This window comes from Microbacterium forte, from assembly GCF_031885415.1.
Taxonomy (GTDB): Bacteria; Actinomycetota; Actinomycetes; order Actinomycetales; family Microbacteriaceae; genus Microbacterium; species Microbacterium forte.
This window is the reverse complement of sequence record NZ_CP116871.1, coordinates 3,465,022-3,484,516: the sequence shown is the minus strand read 5'-3', so window position 1 is coordinate 3,484,516 and position 19,495 is coordinate 3,465,022. Positions and strand designations below refer to the sequence as shown.

Here is a 19,495-nt window from a genome sequence, read left to right as displayed (position 1 = left end):
GGCGGATGCCGAAGCACCCGCCTTCTCTCAGTCCACTCAGGACGCGAGGACCTCGTCGAGCAGTGCGCTCGCCTTGTCCTCGTCGGTCTTCTCAGCGAGCGCGAGCTCGGAGATGAGGATCTGACGCGCCTTGGCCAGCATCCGCTTCTCACCCGCAGACAGCCCGCGGTCCTGGTCACGACGCCACAGGTCGCGCACGACCTCGCTCACCTTGATGACATCGCCGGAGGCGAGCTTCTCGAGGTTCGCCTTGTAACGACGCGACCAGTTGGTCGGCTCCTCGGTGAACGGCGCGCGAAGCACCTCGAACACAGCGTCGAGGCCCTCTCGGCCGATGACATCGCGGACCCCGACGAGATCGACGTTCTCAGCGGGCACCTCGATGATGAGGTCCCCCTGGGTGACGTTGAGCTTCAGGTATTTCTTCGCCTCACCCTTGATGATGCGCTCCTTGACCTCGATGATGGTCGCAGCGCCATGGTGCGGATAGACGACAGTTTCGCCAACCTCAAAAAGCATAAAAACTTGTCCTTTCGGCAACCTCAAGGATACCACAGGGGGAATGCGCTAAGGTTCGCGCCTCCACGTCCTCAGGGGGCACCGCGCATGCGCATAGAATGGATGCGGATATCCCGTCGGACCTCAGGAGGACCCGTGAAATCGCGCCTTGTTGCGTCTGCCGCCATCAGCGCCCTCGTTCTTCTCGGCGCGACCGGCTGCACGTTCATTACGCCGCAGTCGACGGAGGTCCAGTACTCGGCCTCGGACGGCGTCAACGTCTCGGACTCGGACGGCCCGATCGACGTGCGCAACGCGTTCATCGTCGCGAACGAAGACGGCTCCGTCGGCAACTTCGTCGCCGCCGTCGTGAACCCGACCACCGAGAAGGCCACGCTCACGATGACGATCGACGGGCTCGACCCGTTCACCGTGTCGGTGCCCGCAGGCAAGACCGTCAGTTTCGGCGCCGACGAGGAGCCGCTGCGCATCGAAGACCTCGACACGATGCCCGGTGCGACGATCGAGATCCACTTCCAGTCGGGTGACGGCGCCGGCACCAAGACCGAGGTCCCGGTTCTCGACGGCGCGCTGCCGTACTACGCCGACCTGGTGCCCAGCGCCACGAAGTCGACCCCCACGCCCGAGCCGGTCCCGTCCGACACGGCCGCCCCCGCTCCCTCGGAGTGATCCGGCGCACACGCTGAAGAAGAGGCCGTCACCCCCGGGGTGACGGCCTCTTCTGTACGGCGCTGGGGCTCAGCCCTCGCTCAGCCCTCGAAGCGGTAGCCGAGGCCCCGGACGGTGACGAGCATGACCGGCTCGCCCGGGTTCTCCTCGATCCGCGAGCGGATGCGCTTGATGTGCACGTCGAGGGTCTTGGTGTCGCCGAAGTAGTCGCTGCCCCACACCCGGTCGATCAGCTGGCCGCGCGTGAGCACGCGACCCGAATTGCGCATGAGCACCTCGAGAAGTTCGAACTCCTTCAGCGGCATGTTGATCTGCTGACCGGCGACCGTCACCGTGTGGCGGTCGATGTCGAGTGAGACGCGGCCGCCGTCGAGCACGCGCTCGTCGAGCTCGCTGTCGGCCTGGATCACGCGGCGCAGCACAGCACGCATCCGAGCCAGCAGCTCACGCGACGAGTACGGCTTGGTGACGTAGTCGTCGGCGCCGAGCTCGAGCCCGACGACGATGTCCACCTCCGAGTCCTTGGCCGTGACCATGATGATCGGCACGGCAGAGGTCGAGCGGATCTGCCGGCACACCTCGGTGCCCGGCATGCCGGGCAGCATCAGGTCGAGGAGCACCACATCGGCGCCGCGCTCGCGGAACGCGGTCAGCGCCCCCGGGCCGTCCTCGGCGATCTCGACCTCGTACCCCTCTCGGCGCAGCAGATAGGCGAGCGGGTCGGCGAGGTCGGGCTCGTCTTCGACGAGAAGGATGCGGGTCATGCGTTCTCTCCGTTTCGGACGCGAGCTGCGGCCTTCGCCGCCTTGCGCTCGCGCTTCTTCTTGTTCTTCTTGTCCCTGTCGATGCTCGGGGGAGCATCGATCGTGGGAAGCCTGATGGTGAAGGTCGAGCCTCGTCCGGGGCGCGACCAGAGGCGCACCTCGCCACCGTGGCGCTGTGTGGCGTGCTTGACGATCGAGAGTCCGAGTCCGGTTCCGCCGGTGCGGCGCGACCTCGCCTCGTCTGCACGGTAGAAGCGCTCGAAGATCCGCTCTCGATCCGCCTCCGCGATGCCGATGCCCTGGTCGGACACCGCGATCTCGACGACACCGTCGTCGGCCTTCACTCCGATGCCGACGCGGGACCCTCTCGGGGAGTACACGATCGCGTTGGCGATCAGGTTGCCGAACGCCTCGATCAGGATCTGCGAGTCACCGCGCACCCAGACTCCCCGGTCGCCGCCGCGAGCGAGCTCGACCCCGGCCGAGTCGGCCTGCACGACATGCGCCTCGAGGGCGGTCGCCAGCACCTCGTCGATCGAGACGGGGCGCACGTCCGACAGCGCGTCGTCGGTCTGGAGCCTCGACAGACTCATGATGCGGCCGGTCAGCTGACCGAGACGAGCGGCCTCGGCCGAGATCCGGGTGGCGAAATGGCGCACCTGCGCAGGATCGTCCGCCGCGGACTCGATGGCCTCGGCCAGCAGGGTCACCGCCCCGACCGGGGTCTTGAGCTCGTGGCTGGTGTTGGCGACGAAATCGCGGCGCATCTGATCCAGGCGCTCCTGCTCGGTGACATCGCGGATGATCAGCAGGGTCATGCGGGGGCTGATCACACTCGCGCGTGCCGAGACGAGTCGGGGATCGAGGCTGAGCCCGCCCCGTGTGATGCGCAGAGATTCGGTCGCCGAGCCGCCGTCGTTGCGGCCGCCGCGCACGAGCTGACGCAGCTCGGGATTCTCCAGCGGTGCTCCCACCTCTATGCCGAATCGCGTGGCTGCTTTGGAGACGGCGAGCACGAGCCCCGAGGAATCGACCACGCAGGCTGCGTCGTCCATGCTGCCCAGCACCGCGGTGACGCCCGCCGGAACGGCGAGTGACGTCTCGTCGGCGACCCGTGCCCTGGCGCGGTACGCCCAGGCGATGAGAAGCGAAAGGCCGATGCCGATCACGAGGCCGACGGCCAACGCGAGCAGCGCGATCTGCGGCAAGGTCATAACCACAGCGTAGAGTGCGTTCACCGCCGGATCGGCGGGTTCTCCTGTGCTGGCAACAACGCGAGAAGTACTATTCACGTGCTGGGCACCGTTCGTTAACCTTCGAAGCAGACAATCGCTTTCGGGCCTGTGCGGGAGCGCGGACCTCTCCTCCCGCGCGGACGACCCAGCCGTCTCGCGCTGTCACCACAGTCGAGACCCGAATGAAAGGTTGCGCCCACATGCGCGAAGTCTTCCACCAGTCCCTCGAGGACCTGCAGTCCCGTCTCGTGGAGATCGCCGACCTCGTCACGGTCTCGATCGACAAGGCGACGCGTGCGTTCGCCACCAGCGACGTCGAGCTCGCCGAAGAGGTCATCGCCGACGACGCGAAGATCGACGAGCTGGCGGTCAAGCTCGACGAGCAGGCCATCGAGATCCTCGCCCGTCAGCAACCCGTCGCCCGCGACCTGCGCATCGTGGTGATCGCACTGCGTGTCAGCGCCTCGCTCGAGCGCATGGGCGACATGTCAGAGCACATCGCCCAGCTCGCTCGCCTCCGCTTCCCGGAGCGCGCGATCCCGAAGGGTCTCAAGGGCACCTTCACCAAGATGGGCGAGCTCGACGTCGAGATCTCGCGCACTCTCTCGGAGCTGCTGCGCACCCAGGACCTGCGCCTGGCCGACACCATCCGCAACACCGACGATGACATCGACGAGCTGCACGCCAGCGTGTTCGAGAAGGTGCTCAGCGACAACTGGAAGGGCGAGGCGACCGCGACGGTCGACGCCACGCTCGCCAGCCGCTACCACGAGCGCTTCGCCGACCACGCCGTCGCCGTCGCCAAGAAGGTCGTGTACCTCGCGACCGGTGACTGGCGCGTCGAAGAGGAGGACATCCCCCTCGCGGCCGAGCAGCAGCGCGAGTTCGGGCACGCCTGAGGCGTCACGACAGAGAAGAAGGGGGCGGATGCTGACAGCATCCGCCCCCTTCGTCGTCCGGTGCTACTTCTTGCCCTGTGCAGCCACGGCGGCGGCGCCTGCGGCAGCGGCCTCGGGGTCGAGGTAACGACCGGGGCCGGTCGGGACGTTGTTCTCGTCGAGCTCGTAGACCAGCGGAATGCCGGTGGGGATGTTGAGTTCGGCGATGTCGTCGTCGCTGATGCCCTCGAGGTGCTTCACCAGGCCGCGCAGCGAGTTGCCGTGGGCGGTGACGAGAACCGTCTTGCCGGCCTCGAGGTCGGGGACGATCGCGTCGTTCCAGTACGGCAGCAGGCGGTCGATCACGAGCTTCAGCGACTCGGTGCGGGGCACGTCGCCGTCGATGTCGGCGTATCGCACATCGCCGACCTGGCTGAACTCGCTCTCATCGTCGAGCAGGGGCGGCGGCACGTCGAACGAGCGACGCCACAGCTGGAACTGCTCGGGGCCGAACTCCTCGAGGGTCTGCGCCTTGTCCTTGCCCTGCAGGGCGCCGTAGTGACGCTCGTTGAGGCGCCACGAACGGGTCACGGGAATCCACAGGCGGTCGGCTGCGTCGAGCGCGATGTTCGCGGTCTGGATCGCACGGCTGAGCAGAGAGGTGTGCAGCACGTCGGGCAGGATGCCGGCCTCGGCCAGCAGCTCGCCGCCGCGCTGAGCCTCCTTCTTGCCCTGCTCGTTGAGGCGGACGTCCACCCAGCCGGTGAACAGGTTCAGTTCGTTCCACTCGCTCCGGCCGTGACGGAGCAGGATCAGGGTGCGCTTCGAAGTCATGACGTCAGTTTATCGGCGCAGCTCGACGCGTCCACGCCCGTGCCCTGCGAGGATTGACGCATGGCGTCATCTCCTCTCGGTCGGCCGACCCGCGGCACAACCGGGACGAACCGGCTGCGCCGCAACGATCGATGGATCGCGGCGAGCCCCGCGTTCCGCCGAGCCGAAGACCCGCTGGTGATCGACCTCGGCTACGGCGCCAGCGGCGTGACGGCGTTCGAGCTCGCGACCCGTCTGCGGCGCGTCCGCGCGGATGCCGAGGTGCGTGGCCTCGAGATCGATCCGGAGCGAGTGGCCACCGCGAACCGCCAGCTCGTCGAGGTGCAGGCTGCGCGCACGCCCTTCTCCCCCGACCTCCGAGTCTCGTTCGCCCGTGGAGGGTTCGAGGTGCCGCTGCCGGCCGGACGCCGACCCGCAGTGATCCGGGCCATGAACGTGCTGCGGCAGTACGACGAGGGCGACGTCGCGAGCGCCTGGCGCACGATGTCGACTCGGCTGTCTCGTGACGGGCTTCTCGTCGAGGGCACCTGCGATGAGATCGGGCGCGTGTCGAGCTGGGTCGACGTGGGCCCGACGGGAGCGCCGCTGCGATTCACGATCTCGCTCCGACTCGCCGACCTCGAACATCCGAGCATCGTCGCAGAGCGGCTGCCGAAGGCTCTCATCCACCGCAACGTGCCTGGCGAGCGGATCCACTCCCTGCTCGTCGACCTCGACCGCGAATGGGACCGTGCAGCACCGCTGTCGACTTTCGGCGCGACGCAGCGGTTCCTGGCCGCGGTCGCGGCGCTCCGGGATCAGGGGTGGCCGGTGCTGGGCGGCAAGACCAGGTGGCGACTGGGCGAGCTCACGCTCCCCTGGGATGCGGTGGCTCCGCTCCCCTGACGGGTGCTCCCCTGACGGGTGGGCCCTGCACGCCTCGCTCAGCCCGCCTGACGGGGATCCGGAGCGCTGGGGCGACGGGACAGCCGGGTGAGGCGCGGGATGTCGGCCATGGCACCCGCATCCGCCGGCACGATGACCTGCTGGGTCGCGGCGATGTCTGCGCCCTCGGCTCGGACGACGAGATCGCCCACCGGTGTGCGACGAGACAGGATCGCGAGCGCGATCGGGCCGTCTTCATGGTGTCTGGCGACGGAGGTGATGTGCCCCACCTCGTCGTCGCCGGCGAAGACCGCATCGCCGACTGCCGGCAGCACCGCCTCGCTGCCGTCGAGGTGCAGCGCCGCGAGCCTGCGAGGCGGGTGTCCGAGGTTGTGCACCTTGGCCACCGTCTCCTGGCCGCGGTAGCACCCCTTGTTCAGGTGCACCGCGGTGCGGATCCAGTCGGATTCGTGGGGCAGCGAGCGCTCGTCGACCTCGGCCGACCACCGCGGACGCCAGGCGGCGACGCGCAGTGCCTCGGCGGCGAGGAGCCCTGCCACCTCTTCGGACGACAGGGTCGCGGCGAGCGCGTTGGCGGCGTCGGTCGTCGCGATCGCCACCCTCCACGCGAGCTCCGCGCCCGGGTGATCGGTGACCTCGGCGTACTGATGACCACCCGCGCTCACGCGCTGCCAGGGGTCGGCCCAGATCAGCGGAGCGCCGGACGGAGCGGATGCGGCAGCAGTCGCACGCTCAGCCGCCGCGCCACCGTCGACGAAGCCGAGCAACGCCAGATCGGGGCGCACAGCCACGGTCGCCTGGGTGCGGAACTTCATGCGCGTCAGCCAGGTCGCGAGCGCCTCCGCGTCGTCGGTGTCGGCGATCAGCCAGGTCGACGAGCCGTCGTCGACGACCCCTGCCGCGTGCTCGACGCGCCCCTGAGGGTCGAGCACCAGCAGTTCCGTGCTCTCGCCGGCAGCGAGTCGCCCCACGGACTGAGAGGTGATCGAGTCCAGCCACCCCAGACGTTCGGGACCGGCGACTTCGATGACCGTCCGGTCGTCGAGCGGAACCAGGGCCGCGCCGTCTGCGAGACGACGCTGCTCGCGGAAGGCGTCGCCGAAGTGCGCGATCCCGTGCTCGGCGATCACAGCGCCCGGGAAGTCGGTGAATCCGGTCATGTCAGACCTTCGCGAGTCGAGCGGAGGCGTGAGACCGCATCGGCGTGCCGAGAGCCGCGATGTCCCAGGCCCAGAGAAGGTGGTTGTCGACCAGGCCGTACATCCGCGTGGCTGCGCCGTACTCCTTGGCCCCGGCTCCGCGCACGATGGCGTCGGAGGCGATGTCGATACGCGGACCGTTGATCTCGCCGAGGTAGAGCTCGAGCGTCCCGTCGGCGTGGGCGATCGAGACCTCGATCGGGAAGCCGCCTGAGGGAGCGCGCAGTTCCTCCACGTCGTCGACGCTGCGCACGACCTGCTCCGCGCGCGGCGGCAGCAGTGCGGGGCCGGCGTCGGAGTCGGAGGCCGGCCGGGACAGACGCCAGTAGCCGCTTTCGGCGACGAGCGGGATCGAGACGGCGCCGTCTTCGCCCGCCAGGATCGCCGTCGCGGAGTAGTTCAGGAAGGGGCCGCCGTCATGGCTGAAGCTCACCCGATGGGTGAACTCGCCCTGCAGACGGTCGTCGCCGACCGGATAGTCGATGACCCCGGTGCCCTCCCAGACGCCGATCAGCCACGAGAGCGGGGCGAGGTCGGCCGGGAGATCGGTGGGCAGCTCGAGCACGATGCTCAGCGCTGGCCGCGGAAGAGGTTCCGCAGCACGACGACCGAGACGAAGGCGATTGCGAGGCTCGCCAGGCCCAGAAGGCCGATGAAGAAGAGTTCGAGCGCCATGAGGTCCATGGCCTCCACTTTACCCTCCAGCAGGCCGGGTGTCTCGTCCGCTGATCAGGTGACGAGAGCGGCGAGGCCGAAGCCGACCGAGATCACGCCCATCAGCAGCAGTGCGCCGATGGTGCTGGCGCCCACGCGGAAGATGAAGCCCTGCGTGCGCCCGTACTGCAGCTGCACGGCGAAGGAGAGGAGCACGATCGCGCCGAAGACCACGAGCAGCCACGGCACTCGCCACTCCTCGGCGACGAAGATGCCCACGCCGATCGAGGCGACGAAGGCGACCGCCCAGACGATGAGCACGCCGACGAAAGCATTACGCGGTGCGAGCGCTGGATCCGTCATGACTCCATTGTGACCCATCGGCGCCCGGTATCATTGCGGCACGGCGTACCCCGCCGTCCGGAAGGAGTGCGTGTGGCCCAGGTCCTGGTGTTGACCAATGCTCCGGTCTCGGAGCAGGTCCTGCCCGCACTCGAGCTCCTCAGCCATCGAGTGCGCCAGATCCCGGCCGAGCCCGCCCAACTCGTGAGCGCCCCCGAATACGACATCGTGATCGTCGACGGGCGTCTCGACCTCGTCGGCGCGAAGTCGCTCTGCCGCCTGCTGCGAGCCACCGGTCAGGATGCGCCGCTGCTGCTCGTCGTGACGGAGGGCGGGATGAGCGCACTGTCCGGGGACTGGGGCATCGACGACGTGCTCCTCGCCACCGCCGGCCCGGCCGAGACCGATGCCCGCGTGCGACTCGCCCTCGCCCGCCGGGACGAGGTCGCAGAGCCGACGCGCGTGCAGGCCTCCGGCGTCACGATCGACGAGCAGTCGTATTCGGCGAAGCTCAGAGGGCGCCCGCTGGACCTCACCTACAAGGAGTTCCAGCTCCTGCACTTCCTCGCCACGCACCCGTCGCGGGTGTTCACGCGCGAGCAGCTGCTCAGCGAGGTGTGGGGCTACGACTACTTCGGCGGCACAAGAACCGTCGATGTGCACGTGCGACGCCTGCGGGCGAAGCTGGGCGACCAGGAGCAGATCATCGGCACGGTCCGCAATGTCGGCTACCGATTCAACGTGTACGACGAGGAGACGGTCGCCGCATCGCGGTGACGCACGCACCGTCAGTTCACACGCGCGTCACCTCACGGTGCTTAGATGTACCCCATGATCGATCCCGCACTCGCCGACGCAGGTCTCGGTGACGCTGAAGATGACGACTTCGATGCCGTCGAGTCCCCCGACTCGCTCCTCCCCGACCACCGCTACCACGATCGCGAGCTGAGCTGGCTCGCTTTCAACCAGCGCGTGCTCGAACTCGCGGAGGATCCGTCGCTCCCCGAACTCGAGCGCGCGAACTTCCTCGCCATCTTCGCGAGCAACCTCGACGAGTTCTTCATGGTGCGCGTCGCCGGACTCAAGCGCCGCATCCTGACCGGTCTGGCGGTGCCCACCAACATCGGCCGCTCCCCCGCCGACGCCCTCGCCGACATCGCCCGTGAGGCGCACGCGCTGCAGCTGCGTCACGCCGACGCCTGGAAGTCGCTCGTGCGTCCGGCGCTGGCCGAGTCCGGCATCGAGATCACCGAGTGGGCCGAGCTCACCGACGAGGAGCGAGCCAAGCTCTCCGAGTACTTCGGCGCCCAGGTGTTCCCCGTGCTGATGCCGCTCGCGGTCGACCCGGCGCACCCGTTCCCGTACATCTCCGGGCTGTCGCTGAACCTCGCCATCCGCATCCGCAACGCCCGCACCGGGCGTCAGGAGTTCGCGCGCCTCAAGGTGCCGCCCATGCTTCCCCGATTCGTCGAGGTTCCGGGCTCCGGCGAGATCAAGCGCTTCCTCACGCTCGAAGAGCTCATCGCGAACCACCTCGGCGATCTCTTCCCGGGCATGGAGGTCCTCGACCACCACGCCTTCCGCCTCACCCGCAACGAGGATGTGGAGATCGAGGAGGACGAGAGCGAGAACCTCATCCAGGCGCTCGAGGCCGAGCTGCTCCGCCGCCGCTTCGGTCCGCCGATCCGCCTCGAGATCACCGACGACATGGACGAGGTCACGATGGACCTCCTCGTGCGCGAGCTCGAGATCACCGACCAGGAGATCTATCGACTCCCCGGACCGCTCGACCTCCGAGGTCTCTTCGACCTGTCGCGCATCGATCGCCCGGATCTCCGCTACCCGCCGCATCTTCCGACCACGGCAGTCGCCTTCCAGCCGACCGGGAGCAACACCCGAGCCGACATCTTCAAGGCGATCCGCAAGTCGGACGTGCTCGTGCACCACCCGTACGAGTCGTTCACCACGAGCGTCGTCTCGTTCCTCGAGCAGGCGGCGCGCGACCCGCACGTGCTCGCGATCAAGCAGACTCTCTACCGCACCTCGGGCGACAGCCCGATCGTCGAGGCGCTGATCGACGCCGCCGAAGCGGGAAAGCAGGTGCTGGCGCTGGTCGAGGTCAAGGCCCGCTTCGACGAGGCGAACAACATCGTCTGGGCGCGCAAGCTCGAGAAGGCGGGCGTCCACGTCGTCTACGGCCTGGTCGGACTCAAGACCCACTGCAAGCTCGCGCTCGTCATCCGTGAGGAAGACGGGGTGCTGCGTCACTACTCGCACATCGGCACGGGCAACTACAACCCGAAGACCAGCCGCATCTATGAGGACTTCGGGCTGTTCACCACCGACGCCCAGGTCGGCAAGGATCTCACGCGCCTGTTCAACGAGCTCAGCGGATACGCGATCGAGAAGAAGTTCAAGCGCTTGCTCGTCGCGCCGCTCCACCTGCGGAAGGGCCTCGTGCGCCAGATCGACCACGAGCGCCGCAATGCCGAGAACGGCAAGCCGGCGAGCATCCGCATCAAGGTGAACTCGATGGTCGACGAAGAGGTCATCGACGCCCTGTACCGCGCGAGCGCCGCCGGCGTGAAGGTCGACGTGTGGGTGCGAGGCATCTGCAGTCTGCGCACCGACCTCGAGGGGATCAGCGACAACATCACCGTCCGCAGCATCCTCGGTCGTTACCTCGAGCACTCGCGCATCTTCGCGTTCCACAACGACGGCGACGCGCAGGTGTACATCGGCAGCGCCGACATGATGCACCGCAACCTCGACCGCCGCGTCGAGGCGCTGGTGCGCGTCACCGACCCCGGTCACATGAAGGACCTGCTCGACTTCTTCGACCTCGCCATGGACCCAGGAACCACCTCGTGGCACCTCGGCGCCGACGGCGTCTGGACCCGGCACGCCACGGATGCCGCAGGCAAGCCCCTCATCGACCTGCAGGACAAGACCATGGGGTTGGTCCAGCGACGCCGTCGCGCACGGGCGGTTCGATGAACGACGATTCGAGCACCAGGGCAGCACGGTCGAAGTGGACGGACAAGGCCGTGTACGCGGCCGGCGCGGTCGTCTGGCGACTCATCGACGGCAAGCTGCGGATCCTTCTGATCCATCGCACCAAGTACCGCGACGTCACGCTTCCCAAGGGCAAGGTCGACCCCGGTGAGATGCTCGCCGAGACGGCTGTGCGGGAGGTGCACGAAGAGACCGGCATCCGCGTCTCGCTCGGAGTCCCCGTCGGCGTGAGCCGCTACCATCTGCCCTCCAGCAAGCAGAAGGTCGTGCACTACTGGGCGGCCGAGGCCACGTCCGACGCGATCCGCGCCTCGACGTTCGTGCCGAATCGCGAGATCGCCGCGCTCGAATGGGTCAGCGTCAAGAAGGCGCGCGACCGGCTGAGCTACCCGGTCGACATCGAGATCCTCGACTTCTTCGCTCAGCTCGTCGATGACGGCGTGCTGCGCACGTTCCCGATCATCGCCCTGCGCCACGCGAAGGCGCTCTCGCGCGGCGACTGGGACGGCCCGGATGCCGAACGTCCTCTGACCGATCGAGGCCTGCATCAGGCGAAGTCGATCGTCGGCCCGCTGCGGGCCTTCGGCGTGCGCAAGATCATCACGAGTGATGCCGTGCGCTGCATGCAGACCGTGACCCCGCTCGCGAAGGCCCTCGATCGGAAGACCGTCACCACGCCGAAGATCAGTCAGGACGCGTGGGAGGACGGCGAAGACGATCTGCGTTCGATCGTCGGTCGCCGCGTGCGGTCGGGCAAGCCGGCAGTGCTGTGCAGCCATGGCCCTGTGCTCCCGGGAATCCTGACCGAGATCGCCCTGGCCACCGGAACCGTCCGCGGCTCCTATGTCAGCAGCGCGGCCGACCTCGAACCGGCCGCCTTCTCGGTCGCGCACCTCTCGGCCTCCAACCCGGGGTCGGGGATCATCGCGATCGAGACGCACATCCCCAAGGTCTAGCGCGCTGCGAAAGACGACGAAAGGCCGCATCCGTCAACGGATGCGGCCTTTCGCATGCCCCAGAGAGACGCGCGCCGTTCACCTGCCGTTCACCTGCGCGGGAGAGTCTCGTTAACCGCCGCACATAGCGTCACTGTGTGCCCTGCACCGGGCCCCACCACATCAAAGATCGAAGGATCCACAGTGAAGATCTCCCGAATCGCACGTATCGGCGCCGTCGGCGCCGTGGCCGCTCTCGCCCTCGCCGGCTGTGCCGCGAACGAAGGCGGAACCGGCGGAACCACCGACGCGCCGAGCGAATCCACTCTCTCCGGCACCATCGAGGCCACCGGAGCCTCCTCGCAGGAAGCAGCCCAGCAGTCCTGGGTCGCCGCATTCCAGACCGCCAACCCCGACACCACGGTGAACTACACCGCGACGGGTTCGGGCACCGGCCGCGAGAACTTCATCGCCGGTTCGTCGAACTTCATCGGCTCCGACCGCGCGTTCAACGCCGACGAGCTCGCCGCGGGCGGCTTCGGCTCGTGCGCCTCCGACGAGATCGTCGAGATCCCCGTCTACATCTCCCCCGTCGCCGTCGCGTTCAACCTCGAGGGCGTCGACGAGCTGAACCTCGACGGCGAGACCATCGCCAAGATCTTCGCGGGCACCATCACGAAGTGGAACGACGACGCGATCGCCTCGCAGAACGAGGGCGTCGAACTGCCCGACCAGGCCATCGTGACCGTGCACCGCTCCGACCCCTCGGGCACGCAGGAGACGTTCACCAAGTACCTCAGCGCCGTCGCCCCCGACGTGTGGACCTACGAGCCCAGCGACGAGTGGCCCCTGCAGACCGGCGAGGCCGGCGACGGCACCTCGGGCGTCGTCGACGCGATCACCAACGGCTCCGGCTACATCGGCTTCGCCGACGCGTCGCGCACCTCCGAGCTCGGACAGGTCGCCGTCGAGGTCGAGGGCGAGTACGTCCCCTACTCGGCAGACGCCGCAGCCGCGCTCGTCGAGGCGTCGCCGCTCGAGGAGGGCCGCTCGGACCACGACCTCGCGTTCGCCGTCGACCCGGCCGCAGCACCCGCCGGCTCGTACCCGATCGCACTCGTGTCCTACCTCATCGGCTGCGTCGAGTACGACGACGCCGAGACCGCCGGCCTCGTGAAGGCGTACTTCCAGTACGTCGCATCGGCCGAGGGTCAGGATGCCGCAGCCGAGGCCGCGGGCAGCGCGCCGATCTCGGACAGCCTGCGCGACCAGATCAGCACCGCGATCGACGCGATCGTCACGGAGTGACCGAAGGCTCAGCCCACCGCTGAGCCCCGGTCCGACGCCCCCGGGTGTCGGTCGAGAGGACTCGACCGACACCCGGGGGCACCCGCATGAAAACCCCCGAAAGTCCCTCAGAGCCTGGAGTCGCTCCGATGTCCACAACCACAACGGGTCCCGATACCACCCGTTCAGCCGGGACACCCCCCAAGCTGCGTCGACGGGGAGACCTCGTCTTCTCGGGCACCGCGCTGGCCGCGGGAATCATCATCCTCGTCACGCTCGCCGCCGTGGCCCTGTTCCTCATCGTGCAGTCGATCCCCGCGCTCTCGGGAGACACGAGCGGCAACCACATCCTCGAGGGTCAGTCGTTCCTGTCCTGGGTCTGGCCGTTCGTCTTCGGAACGCTGTGGTCGAGCTTCATCGCCCTCGTGATCGCCGCTCCCATCGCGATCGGCATCGCGCTGTTCATCTCGCACTACGCGCCGCGGCGCCTCGCCGGGTTCCTCGGCTACATCATCGACCTGCTCGCGGCGGTCCCGTCGGTCGTCTTCGGCCTCTGGGGAGCCCTCACCTTCGCCCCGATGCTCGTGCCCTTCTACAAGTGGCTCAACGAGAACCTCGGCTGGATCCCGATCTTCAGCGGCACGCCCTCGGGCACGGGAAAGACGATCCTCACCGCATCCCTCGTGCTCGCCGTCATGATCCTGCCGATCATGACCGCGATCTGCCGCGAGGTGTTCCTGCAGACGCCGAAGCTCCACGAGGAGGCGGCGCTCGCGCTCGGGGCCACCCGCTGGGAGATGGTCCGCATGGCCGTCCTGCCCTTCGCACGCAGCGGAATGGTGTCGGGCGCCATGCTCGGCCTCGGACGCGCGCTCGGCGAGACCATGGCCGTGACCCTCGTGCTCTCGCCTCTCGGCATCGTCACGTTCAACCTGATCAACCCGGAGAACCCCACGACGATCCCCGCGATCATCGCGCTGCGGTTCCCCGAGGCCCACGACGAGGGCGTCAACACGCTCATCGCGGCGGGTCTGATCCTCTTCATCGTCACCTTCGCGGTCAACTTCGTGGCCCGCTGGATCGTCTCGCGCCGTGCTGAGTTCTCGGGAGCCAACTGACATGACCGCCACCCTCACGCCCTCGCCGTCATCCGTCGCCGCTCCGGTGCACAGCACGTCGGCAGGTCATCTTCCCCGGTGGGCGCCCTGGGCGCTGCTGCTGGCCGCCTTCGTGGTGTCGGCCACGATCTTCGCCTTCGTCAACGCGGGCAACGACCCCGCCGACTTCAACATCGCACTCACCCTCGTCGTCGGCCTCATCTTCTACATGGTTCTGATCTTCGTGATCTCCACCGTGGTCGAGAGCCGTCGCCACGCGATCGACCGCCTCATGACGGCGCTGGTGTCCGGCGCCTTCGTCGTCGCGCTCCTCCCGCTCATCTCGCTGCTGTACACCGTGGTCGTCAACGGCCTCATGCGGTTCGACGGCGAGTTCTTCAGCTTCTCGATGCGCAACATCGTCGGCGAAGGCGGCGGCGCGGTGCACGCCATCTGGGGCACGCTCCTCATCACCCTGGGCGCCACGATCATCTCGGTGCCGATCGGTCTGATGACCTCGATCTACCTCGTCGAGTACGGAGAGGGACGCAAGCTCGCCCGCGGCATCACGTTCCTCGTCGACGTCATGACAGGCATCCCGTCGATCGTCGCCGGTCTGTTCATCTACTCCGTGTTCTCGCTGATCGTCGGTCCCGGCACCCGCATGGGCATCATGGGCTCGCTCGCCCTCTCGGTGCTGATGATCCCCGTGGTCGTGCGCGGTTCCGAGGAACTCCTGCGGATCGTCCCGAACGAGCTCCGGGAGGCCGCCTACGCGCTCGGTGTGCCGAAGTGGCTGACGATCATCAAGGTCGTCCTGCCGACCGCCATCGCCGGAATCCTGACCAGCATCATGCTCGCCATCTCACGCGTGATCGGTGAGACCGCGCCGCTGCTGCTCACGGTCGGCATCGTGCAGGGCATGAACCTGAACATGTTCAGCGGGCAGATGGCGACGCTGCCCGTGTTCTCGTACATGCAGGCCAAGTACCCCGGCATCCCCGTCGATGCCTATCTCGACAGGGCCTGGGCCGCCGCCCTCACCCTGATCGTCATCGTGATGGTGCTGAACCTGCTGGCCAGGATCATCGCCAAGGTGTTCGCCCCCAAGATCAACGGCCGCTGAGCCGTCTTTCCCGACTGAAGAAGAAGGATCACACGTGTCCAAGAGCATCGAAGTCAACGACCTCAACGTCTACTACAGCGACTTCCTCGCCGTCGAAGGCGTCAGCATCGAGATCAAGCCCAACACCGTCACGGCGTTCATCGGCCCGTCCGGCTGCGGCAAGTCCACGTTCCTGCGCACCCTCAACCGCATGCACGAGGTCATCCCCGGCGCTCGTGTCGAGGGAGAAGTGCTGATCGACGGCAAGAACCTCTACGGCGCCGGCGTCGACCCCGTGCTGGTGCGCCGTCAGGTCGGCATGGTCTTCCAGCGTCCCAACCCGTTCCCCACCATGTCGATCAAGGAGAACGTGCTCGCGGGCGTCAAGCTCAACAACACGCGCATGGCGAAGAGCGATCAGGATGCTCTCGTCGAGAAGTCCCTGCGTGGCGCGAACCTCTGGAACGAGGTCAAGGACCGCCTCGACCGCCCCGGTTCGGGTCTCTCGGGCGGCCAGCAGCAGCGTCTGTGCATCGCGCGTGCCATCGCCGTCTCCCCCGACGTGATCCTGATGGACGAGCCCTGCTCGGCGCTCGACCCGATCTCGACCTTCGCGATCGAGGAGCTCATCGCCGAGATCAAGTCGGAGTACACCGTCGTCATCGTGACGCACAACATGCAGCAGGCGAGCCGCGTGTCCGACCGGACCGCCTTCTTCAACATCGCCGGCACCGGCAAGCCCGGAAAGCTCATCGAGTACGACGACACCCGCACGATGTTCACCACCCCGTCGGTGCAGGCGACCGAGGACTACGTCTCGGGACGCTTCGGATAAGCATCCGGTCTCAGACCGAGAGAGGGCCCGGCGCTTCGGCGTCGGGCCCTCTCTCGTTCCTGCGACCGGGCGCTCCTCAGTCTCGGGGCGAGAGGAGGTACTCGTTGAGCTCGGCCGTGAGCGCGCGATCGACGGGCAACTCGACTCCGTCTACGGCGGTGATCGGGGCGGCGAGGCGGACGCTGGAGACGAGCCAGGCGGCGTCAGCACGCGACAGATCGGATGCCGGCACCTGCGCATACTCGGCGACGAATCCGCGCGCGGTGAGGTGCTCGTAGACGCTGAGCTGCGTCGTACCGTGCAGGATGCCGCCGTTGGGCGCCGGCGTCACGAAACGCTCGCCGAAGCGCAGGATCAGCGACGCGGTCGGTGCCTCGAGCACGAAGCCGTCACGCGAGAGGAAGATCGCGTCGTCAGCTCCACGTCGGTGCGCTTCGCGAAGCGCCGCCATGTTCACCGCATACGAGAGGGTCTTGGCCCCGAGCAGCAGCCACGGTGCCTTCTCAGCCACGTCGAGGTCGTACCCGCGGTCGAGGGTGACCACGCGGATCCCCTGCTCGCGCACCGCCGAGAAGTCGGATGCCGGTGCGGCCGTGACCCAGGCGGTCGGTGTGGGGCCGTGCTCGACCCCACGGCTGAGGATGAGCTTGATGACGTATTCGCCCTGTTCGCAGTGGGCGGCCGCTCGCTCGATGGCCTGGTGCCACTGCGCCTGATTGGGGAGCGGCAGGTCGCACAGCTGCGCCGAGTGCGCGAGCCTCTCGAGGTGCGGCACGACCTCCTGCGCATGCCCGTCGATCACGCCGATCGACTCGAACACCCCGTCGCCGCGCTGCGTGCTCAGCTCCCCCACGCTCAGCGCCGGTGCGGCCGCATCCACGAGGGTGAACGTGTCTGCGAAGTCGGAGCGGGCGACGTCGGCCGCCGCAGGATCGATCATCAGAGCAAAGCGCCGTGTCATGATCCGAGCCTAGAGCCCCGGGAATAGCTTCAGCGCGAACTTGTTACACTGGAGTGGCCGGGCCGCATAACCCCGGGCTCCAATTTTTGCCGCTGCGAGCGGCCTTCCGCCGAGAGGCGTTTTTGCGGCCCGGTCTTTTCATGCCCGGGCACGGCGCCCGATGAGAACCCGGCCGCCGCGTCGATTCAGGCCAATGCGCCCGAGCGCCACAGCACGGCAGCGGCAGACAGGTCCTGCGCATAGCTGCTCAGCCGCAGGGCGCGGGTGGTGAGCTCGCTCGCGCGCGACGGTTCGGTCGGCTCGTAGTCGTCCGCCGCGTGGGTCGCGCCAGAGGCCTGGACCCGGCAGAACGCCGCGGCCCGATCGAGGGCGACCGCGAAGTCCCCGCGGAACGCCCCGCGGAGGATCGTGTCGATCAGGGCGACGAGCTCGTCGGGGTTCGCCGGCACCGGTGCTCCGGCGATCACGGCATCCACGGATGCGAGCTCCACTCTGCCCCGCTCGTACAGCAGGGCCGCGGTGTGCGGGTCGCCGTGGATGGCCAGCTGCAGGAGGTACAGCCGCCACAGCGCGCCCGGCAGAGTGCGAGACGGAGCCTTCGACCAGAGCTCGGCGATCTCGTCGATGCCGTGCTCGTCGGTGAAGGCGACGAGCCGGTCGGCGCTCACGCCGCTCTCATCGGCGCGCACGCGGGTCAGCAGAGCGGATGCGGTCGCATGCGCGACGCGCGTCTCCTCGGCGGGATCGTGACTGCCCACGATGTTGTCGAAGGCACTGGTGGGCCGGCGCACCGGACGGGAGAACTGCTCAGGCATCAGTCCAGGGTACGCGCGATCCGAGACATCAGGCCGTCGGGATCACGACGACGGGATCGGATGTCGGCAGGCCCGAGGGCGAGCCTCCGTCCTGCTCCACCGTGACGGCGATCACATCACCCGCGTGCATCTCGCCCGCGAGCACCGCTGTCGCTTCGCCGTCGTCGGCCGCGAACACGCCTGCCGACACCGGAGTGTCACCGCGCACATACCAGAGCTCGTAGGTCTTGCCCTCGGCGAGCGACGGGATGCCGTCGGTCACGAGCACGGACTTGCCGAGCGACGCCGACCAGTGCGCGGTCGCAGTGCCGCCGCTCTCGAGCGACACGCTGGCCTGCTGAGCGTCACCGGCCGCCTGGATGTCCTCGAGTGCGACGACACTCGCCGGTCGGTTGATGTAGGTGTTGATCGCGACGGCGCCTGCCCCCACACCGACGAGCAGCGCGAGGCATGCCGCGAGCGCGAAGAGGAAGCGGAGGCGGTGTGCCGGAGCCTTCGGGGCGTCGTCGCCATCGCGTGCGGCGGTCGCTGAGTCCGCCACGGGCGCGGCATCTGCCGTCTCGCCGGGCGCCGGGTCGGGCATCGAGTCGGGCGCCGAGTCCGAGAGAACGACATCGCCGCTCTGCGGCGTGACGGCGATACGTGCGAGCAGAGCGGCACGAATGTCGGGCGAAGGAACGGCCTGCGCCACTCCGTCGGCGAGGAAGCCGGCACTGTCGGCATCGGCATCCACGATGCTCTGCCATTCCGGGTGCGCTGCGAGTGCGGCGTGATACCGCTGCTGGTCATCGGGCGACAGCGCGTCGAGCGCTGCTCCTGCCGCGAGTTCTGCGAAGTCCTTCTCGTTCATGCCGTCACCCCCATAGCTGTCCTCAGTCGCGAGAGCCCATCTCGCATCCGTGTCTTGATCGTCCCCAGCGGCGCCCCGACGAGAGCTGCCACTTCGTTCTGACTGTAACCGCCGTAATAGGCCAGGACGAGAGCTTCGCGCTGCACCTCGGGAAGGCCTGAGAGCGCGTGAACCACCTTCTCGCCCTCGATGCCCAGCTCCACCGTCTCCGCCACACTGTCGTGCGCGACCCCGATGTCCCTGAACCCGGCTCGTACGTCTCGGTCCGCGCTGGACTGGGACGCCCGAACCCGGTCGACCGCACGACGGTGCGCGATCGTCATCACCCAGGTTCTTCCCTGACCCTTGTTCGGAGCGAACTTCGTAGCGGATTGCCAGATCTCCAAGAAGACCTCTTGGAGCACCTCTTCGCTCTGCGAGCGATTCACGAGGACCCTGAGGATGAGGCCGAAGACGCGTGACGACAGAGTGTCGTAGAGCTCCGCGAATGCGCGCTGATCACCGTCGCCGATGCGAAGGAGCAGGTCAGCGACAGCATCCCGAGCCGTACCGTCTTCGGGTACGTCCATTCCATCGATGACCATCTCTAACAGCATGCCGCATTCACCCCGCTTTC

Annotated in this window: 21 protein-coding genes; 10 read left to right on the top strand and 11 right to left on the bottom strand. The window is 67.9% G+C overall.

Annotated features, from left to right (window positions below):
• Positions 1-36 precede the first annotated feature (36 nt).
• Positions 37-519 (bottom strand): CarD family transcriptional regulator, encoded by a 483-nt coding sequence (locus OB895_RS16865; protein ID WP_042539766.1) that lies wholly within the window; start codon positions 517-519, stop codon positions 37-39.
• A 135-nt stretch (positions 520-654) separates the two neighbouring features.
• Here OB895_RS16865 and OB895_RS16860 point away from each other — a divergent pair, with 135 nt between their 5' ends.
• Positions 655-1,188, top strand: a complete 534-nt coding sequence (locus tag OB895_RS16860; protein WP_056373619.1) for a hypothetical protein — start codon at positions 655-657, stop codon at positions 1,186-1,188.
• 80 nt (positions 1,189-1,268) lie between these two features.
• Here the strand turns inward: OB895_RS16860 and OB895_RS16855 are convergent, their stop codons facing one another.
• Both OB895_RS16855 and OB895_RS16850 read right to left on the bottom strand, forming a co-directional pair.
• Complete coding sequence (locus OB895_RS16855) at positions 1,269-1,952, bottom strand: response regulator (protein WP_079113285.1); 684 nt, start codon at positions 1,950-1,952, stop codon at positions 1,269-1,271.
• Positions 1,949-3,166 carry a sensor histidine kinase gene (locus OB895_RS16850; protein ID WP_056373621.1) on the bottom strand — a complete coding sequence of 406 codons (1,218 nt, stop codon included), beginning with the start codon at positions 3,164-3,166 and terminating at the stop codon, positions 1,949-1,951. Before OB895_RS16850 ends, OB895_RS16855 begins: the two co-directional genes overlap by 4 nt.
• Before the next feature lie 221 nt (positions 3,167-3,387).
• Here OB895_RS16850 and phoU point away from each other — a divergent pair, with 221 nt between their 5' ends.
• Positions 3,388-4,086, top strand: coding sequence for a phosphate signaling complex protein PhoU (phoU, locus tag OB895_RS16845; protein ID WP_042539758.1), 699 nt, complete (start codon positions 3,388-3,390; stop codon positions 4,084-4,086).
• Between the two features lie 63 nt (positions 4,087-4,149).
• On the opposite strand, the gene OB895_RS16840 is transcribed toward phoU, so the two are convergent.
• A complete protein-coding gene (locus OB895_RS16840) occupies positions 4,150-4,899 on the bottom strand; it encodes a phosphoglyceromutase (RefSeq protein ID WP_079113286.1) in 750 nt (249 codons plus the stop codon).
• 60 nt (positions 4,900-4,959) lie between these two features.
• Here OB895_RS16840 and OB895_RS16835 point away from each other — a divergent pair, with 60 nt between their 5' ends.
• Positions 4,960-5,784 carry a class I SAM-dependent methyltransferase gene (locus OB895_RS16835; protein WP_079113287.1) on the top strand — a complete coding sequence of 275 codons (825 nt, stop codon included), beginning with the start codon at positions 4,960-4,962 and terminating at the stop codon, positions 5,782-5,784.
• A gap of 38 nt (positions 5,785-5,822) precedes the next feature.
• Here the strand turns inward: OB895_RS16835 and ygfZ are convergent, their stop codons facing one another.
• The 3 genes from ygfZ to OB895_RS16820 form a co-directional block, all read right to left on the bottom strand.
• Positions 5,823-6,944, bottom strand: a complete 1,122-nt coding sequence (ygfZ, locus tag OB895_RS16830) for a CAF17-like 4Fe-4S cluster assembly/insertion protein YgfZ (protein WP_079113288.1) — start codon at positions 6,942-6,944, stop codon at positions 5,823-5,825.
• Position 6,945: 1 nt separating this feature from the next.
• Entirely contained in the window at positions 6,946-7,548 is a 603-nt protein-coding gene (locus OB895_RS16825; RefSeq protein WP_079113289.1) for a heme-binding beta-barrel domain-containing protein, read from the bottom strand.
• Positions 7,549-7,712: 164 nt separating this feature from the next.
• The gene (locus tag OB895_RS16820) at positions 7,713-8,000 is read right to left on the bottom strand and encodes a hypothetical protein (RefSeq protein ID WP_042539747.1); all 288 of its coding nucleotides are present in this window, start codon (positions 7,998-8,000) and stop codon (positions 7,713-7,715) included.
• A 72-nt stretch (positions 8,001-8,072) separates the two neighbouring features.
• On the opposite strand from OB895_RS16820, the gene OB895_RS16815 reads away from it, so the two are divergent.
• From OB895_RS16815 to pstB, 7 genes are all read left to right on the top strand, one after another.
• Positions 8,073-8,756, top strand: a complete 684-nt coding sequence (locus tag OB895_RS16815) for a winged helix-turn-helix transcriptional regulator (protein ID WP_042539745.1) — start codon at positions 8,073-8,075, stop codon at positions 8,754-8,756.
• A gap of 54 nt (positions 8,757-8,810) precedes the next feature.
• On the top strand, positions 8,811-10,976 hold the full coding sequence (locus OB895_RS16810; protein WP_042539743.1) for an RNA degradosome polyphosphate kinase: 2,166 nt from the start codon (positions 8,811-8,813) through the stop codon (positions 10,974-10,976).
• Positions 10,973-11,950, top strand: a complete 978-nt coding sequence (locus OB895_RS16805) for an NUDIX hydrolase (protein ID WP_079113290.1) — start codon at positions 10,973-10,975, stop codon at positions 11,948-11,950. The genes OB895_RS16810 and OB895_RS16805 overlap by 4 nt, the downstream gene beginning before the upstream one ends.
• Before the next feature lie 183 nt (positions 11,951-12,133).
• Positions 12,134-13,237, top strand: a complete 1,104-nt coding sequence (pstS, locus tag OB895_RS16800) for a phosphate ABC transporter substrate-binding protein PstS (RefSeq protein ID WP_042539739.1) — start codon at positions 12,134-12,136, stop codon at positions 13,235-13,237.
• A 128-nt stretch (positions 13,238-13,365) separates the two neighbouring features.
• Positions 13,366-14,334 carry a phosphate ABC transporter permease subunit PstC gene (pstC, locus tag OB895_RS16795; RefSeq protein ID WP_042539737.1) on the top strand — a complete coding sequence of 323 codons (969 nt, stop codon included), beginning with the start codon at positions 13,366-13,368 and terminating at the stop codon, positions 14,332-14,334.
• Position 14,335: 1 nt separating this feature from the next.
• The gene (pstA, locus tag OB895_RS16790) at positions 14,336-15,439 is read left to right on the top strand and encodes a phosphate ABC transporter permease PstA (RefSeq protein WP_042539734.1); all 1,104 of its coding nucleotides are present in this window, start codon (positions 14,336-14,338) and stop codon (positions 15,437-15,439) included.
• A 34-nt stretch (positions 15,440-15,473) separates the two neighbouring features.
• On the top strand, positions 15,474-16,253 hold the full coding sequence (pstB, locus tag OB895_RS16785) for a phosphate ABC transporter ATP-binding protein PstB (RefSeq protein ID WP_042539732.1): 780 nt from the start codon (positions 15,474-15,476) through the stop codon (positions 16,251-16,253).
• 76 nt (positions 16,254-16,329) lie between these two features.
• On the opposite strand, the gene OB895_RS16780 is transcribed toward pstB, so the two are convergent.
• From OB895_RS16780 to sigK, 4 genes are all read right to left on the bottom strand, one after another.
• Positions 16,330-17,214, bottom strand: a complete 885-nt coding sequence (locus OB895_RS16780) for an aminodeoxychorismate lyase (RefSeq protein WP_079113291.1) — start codon at positions 17,212-17,214, stop codon at positions 16,330-16,332.
• A 185-nt stretch (positions 17,215-17,399) separates the two neighbouring features.
• Complete coding sequence (locus OB895_RS16775) at positions 17,400-18,029, bottom strand: hypothetical protein (protein WP_042539728.1); 630 nt, start codon at positions 18,027-18,029, stop codon at positions 17,400-17,402.
• A 28-nt stretch (positions 18,030-18,057) separates the two neighbouring features.
• Complete coding sequence (locus OB895_RS16770; RefSeq protein ID WP_079113292.1) at positions 18,058-18,879, bottom strand: anti-sigma factor; 822 nt, start codon at positions 18,877-18,879, stop codon at positions 18,058-18,060.
• A complete protein-coding gene (gene sigK / locus OB895_RS16765) occupies positions 18,876-19,475 on the bottom strand; it encodes an ECF RNA polymerase sigma factor SigK (RefSeq protein ID WP_194285951.1) in 600 nt (199 codons plus the stop codon). Before sigK ends, OB895_RS16770 begins: the two co-directional genes overlap by 4 nt.
• Positions 19,476-19,495 lie beyond the last annotated feature (20 nt).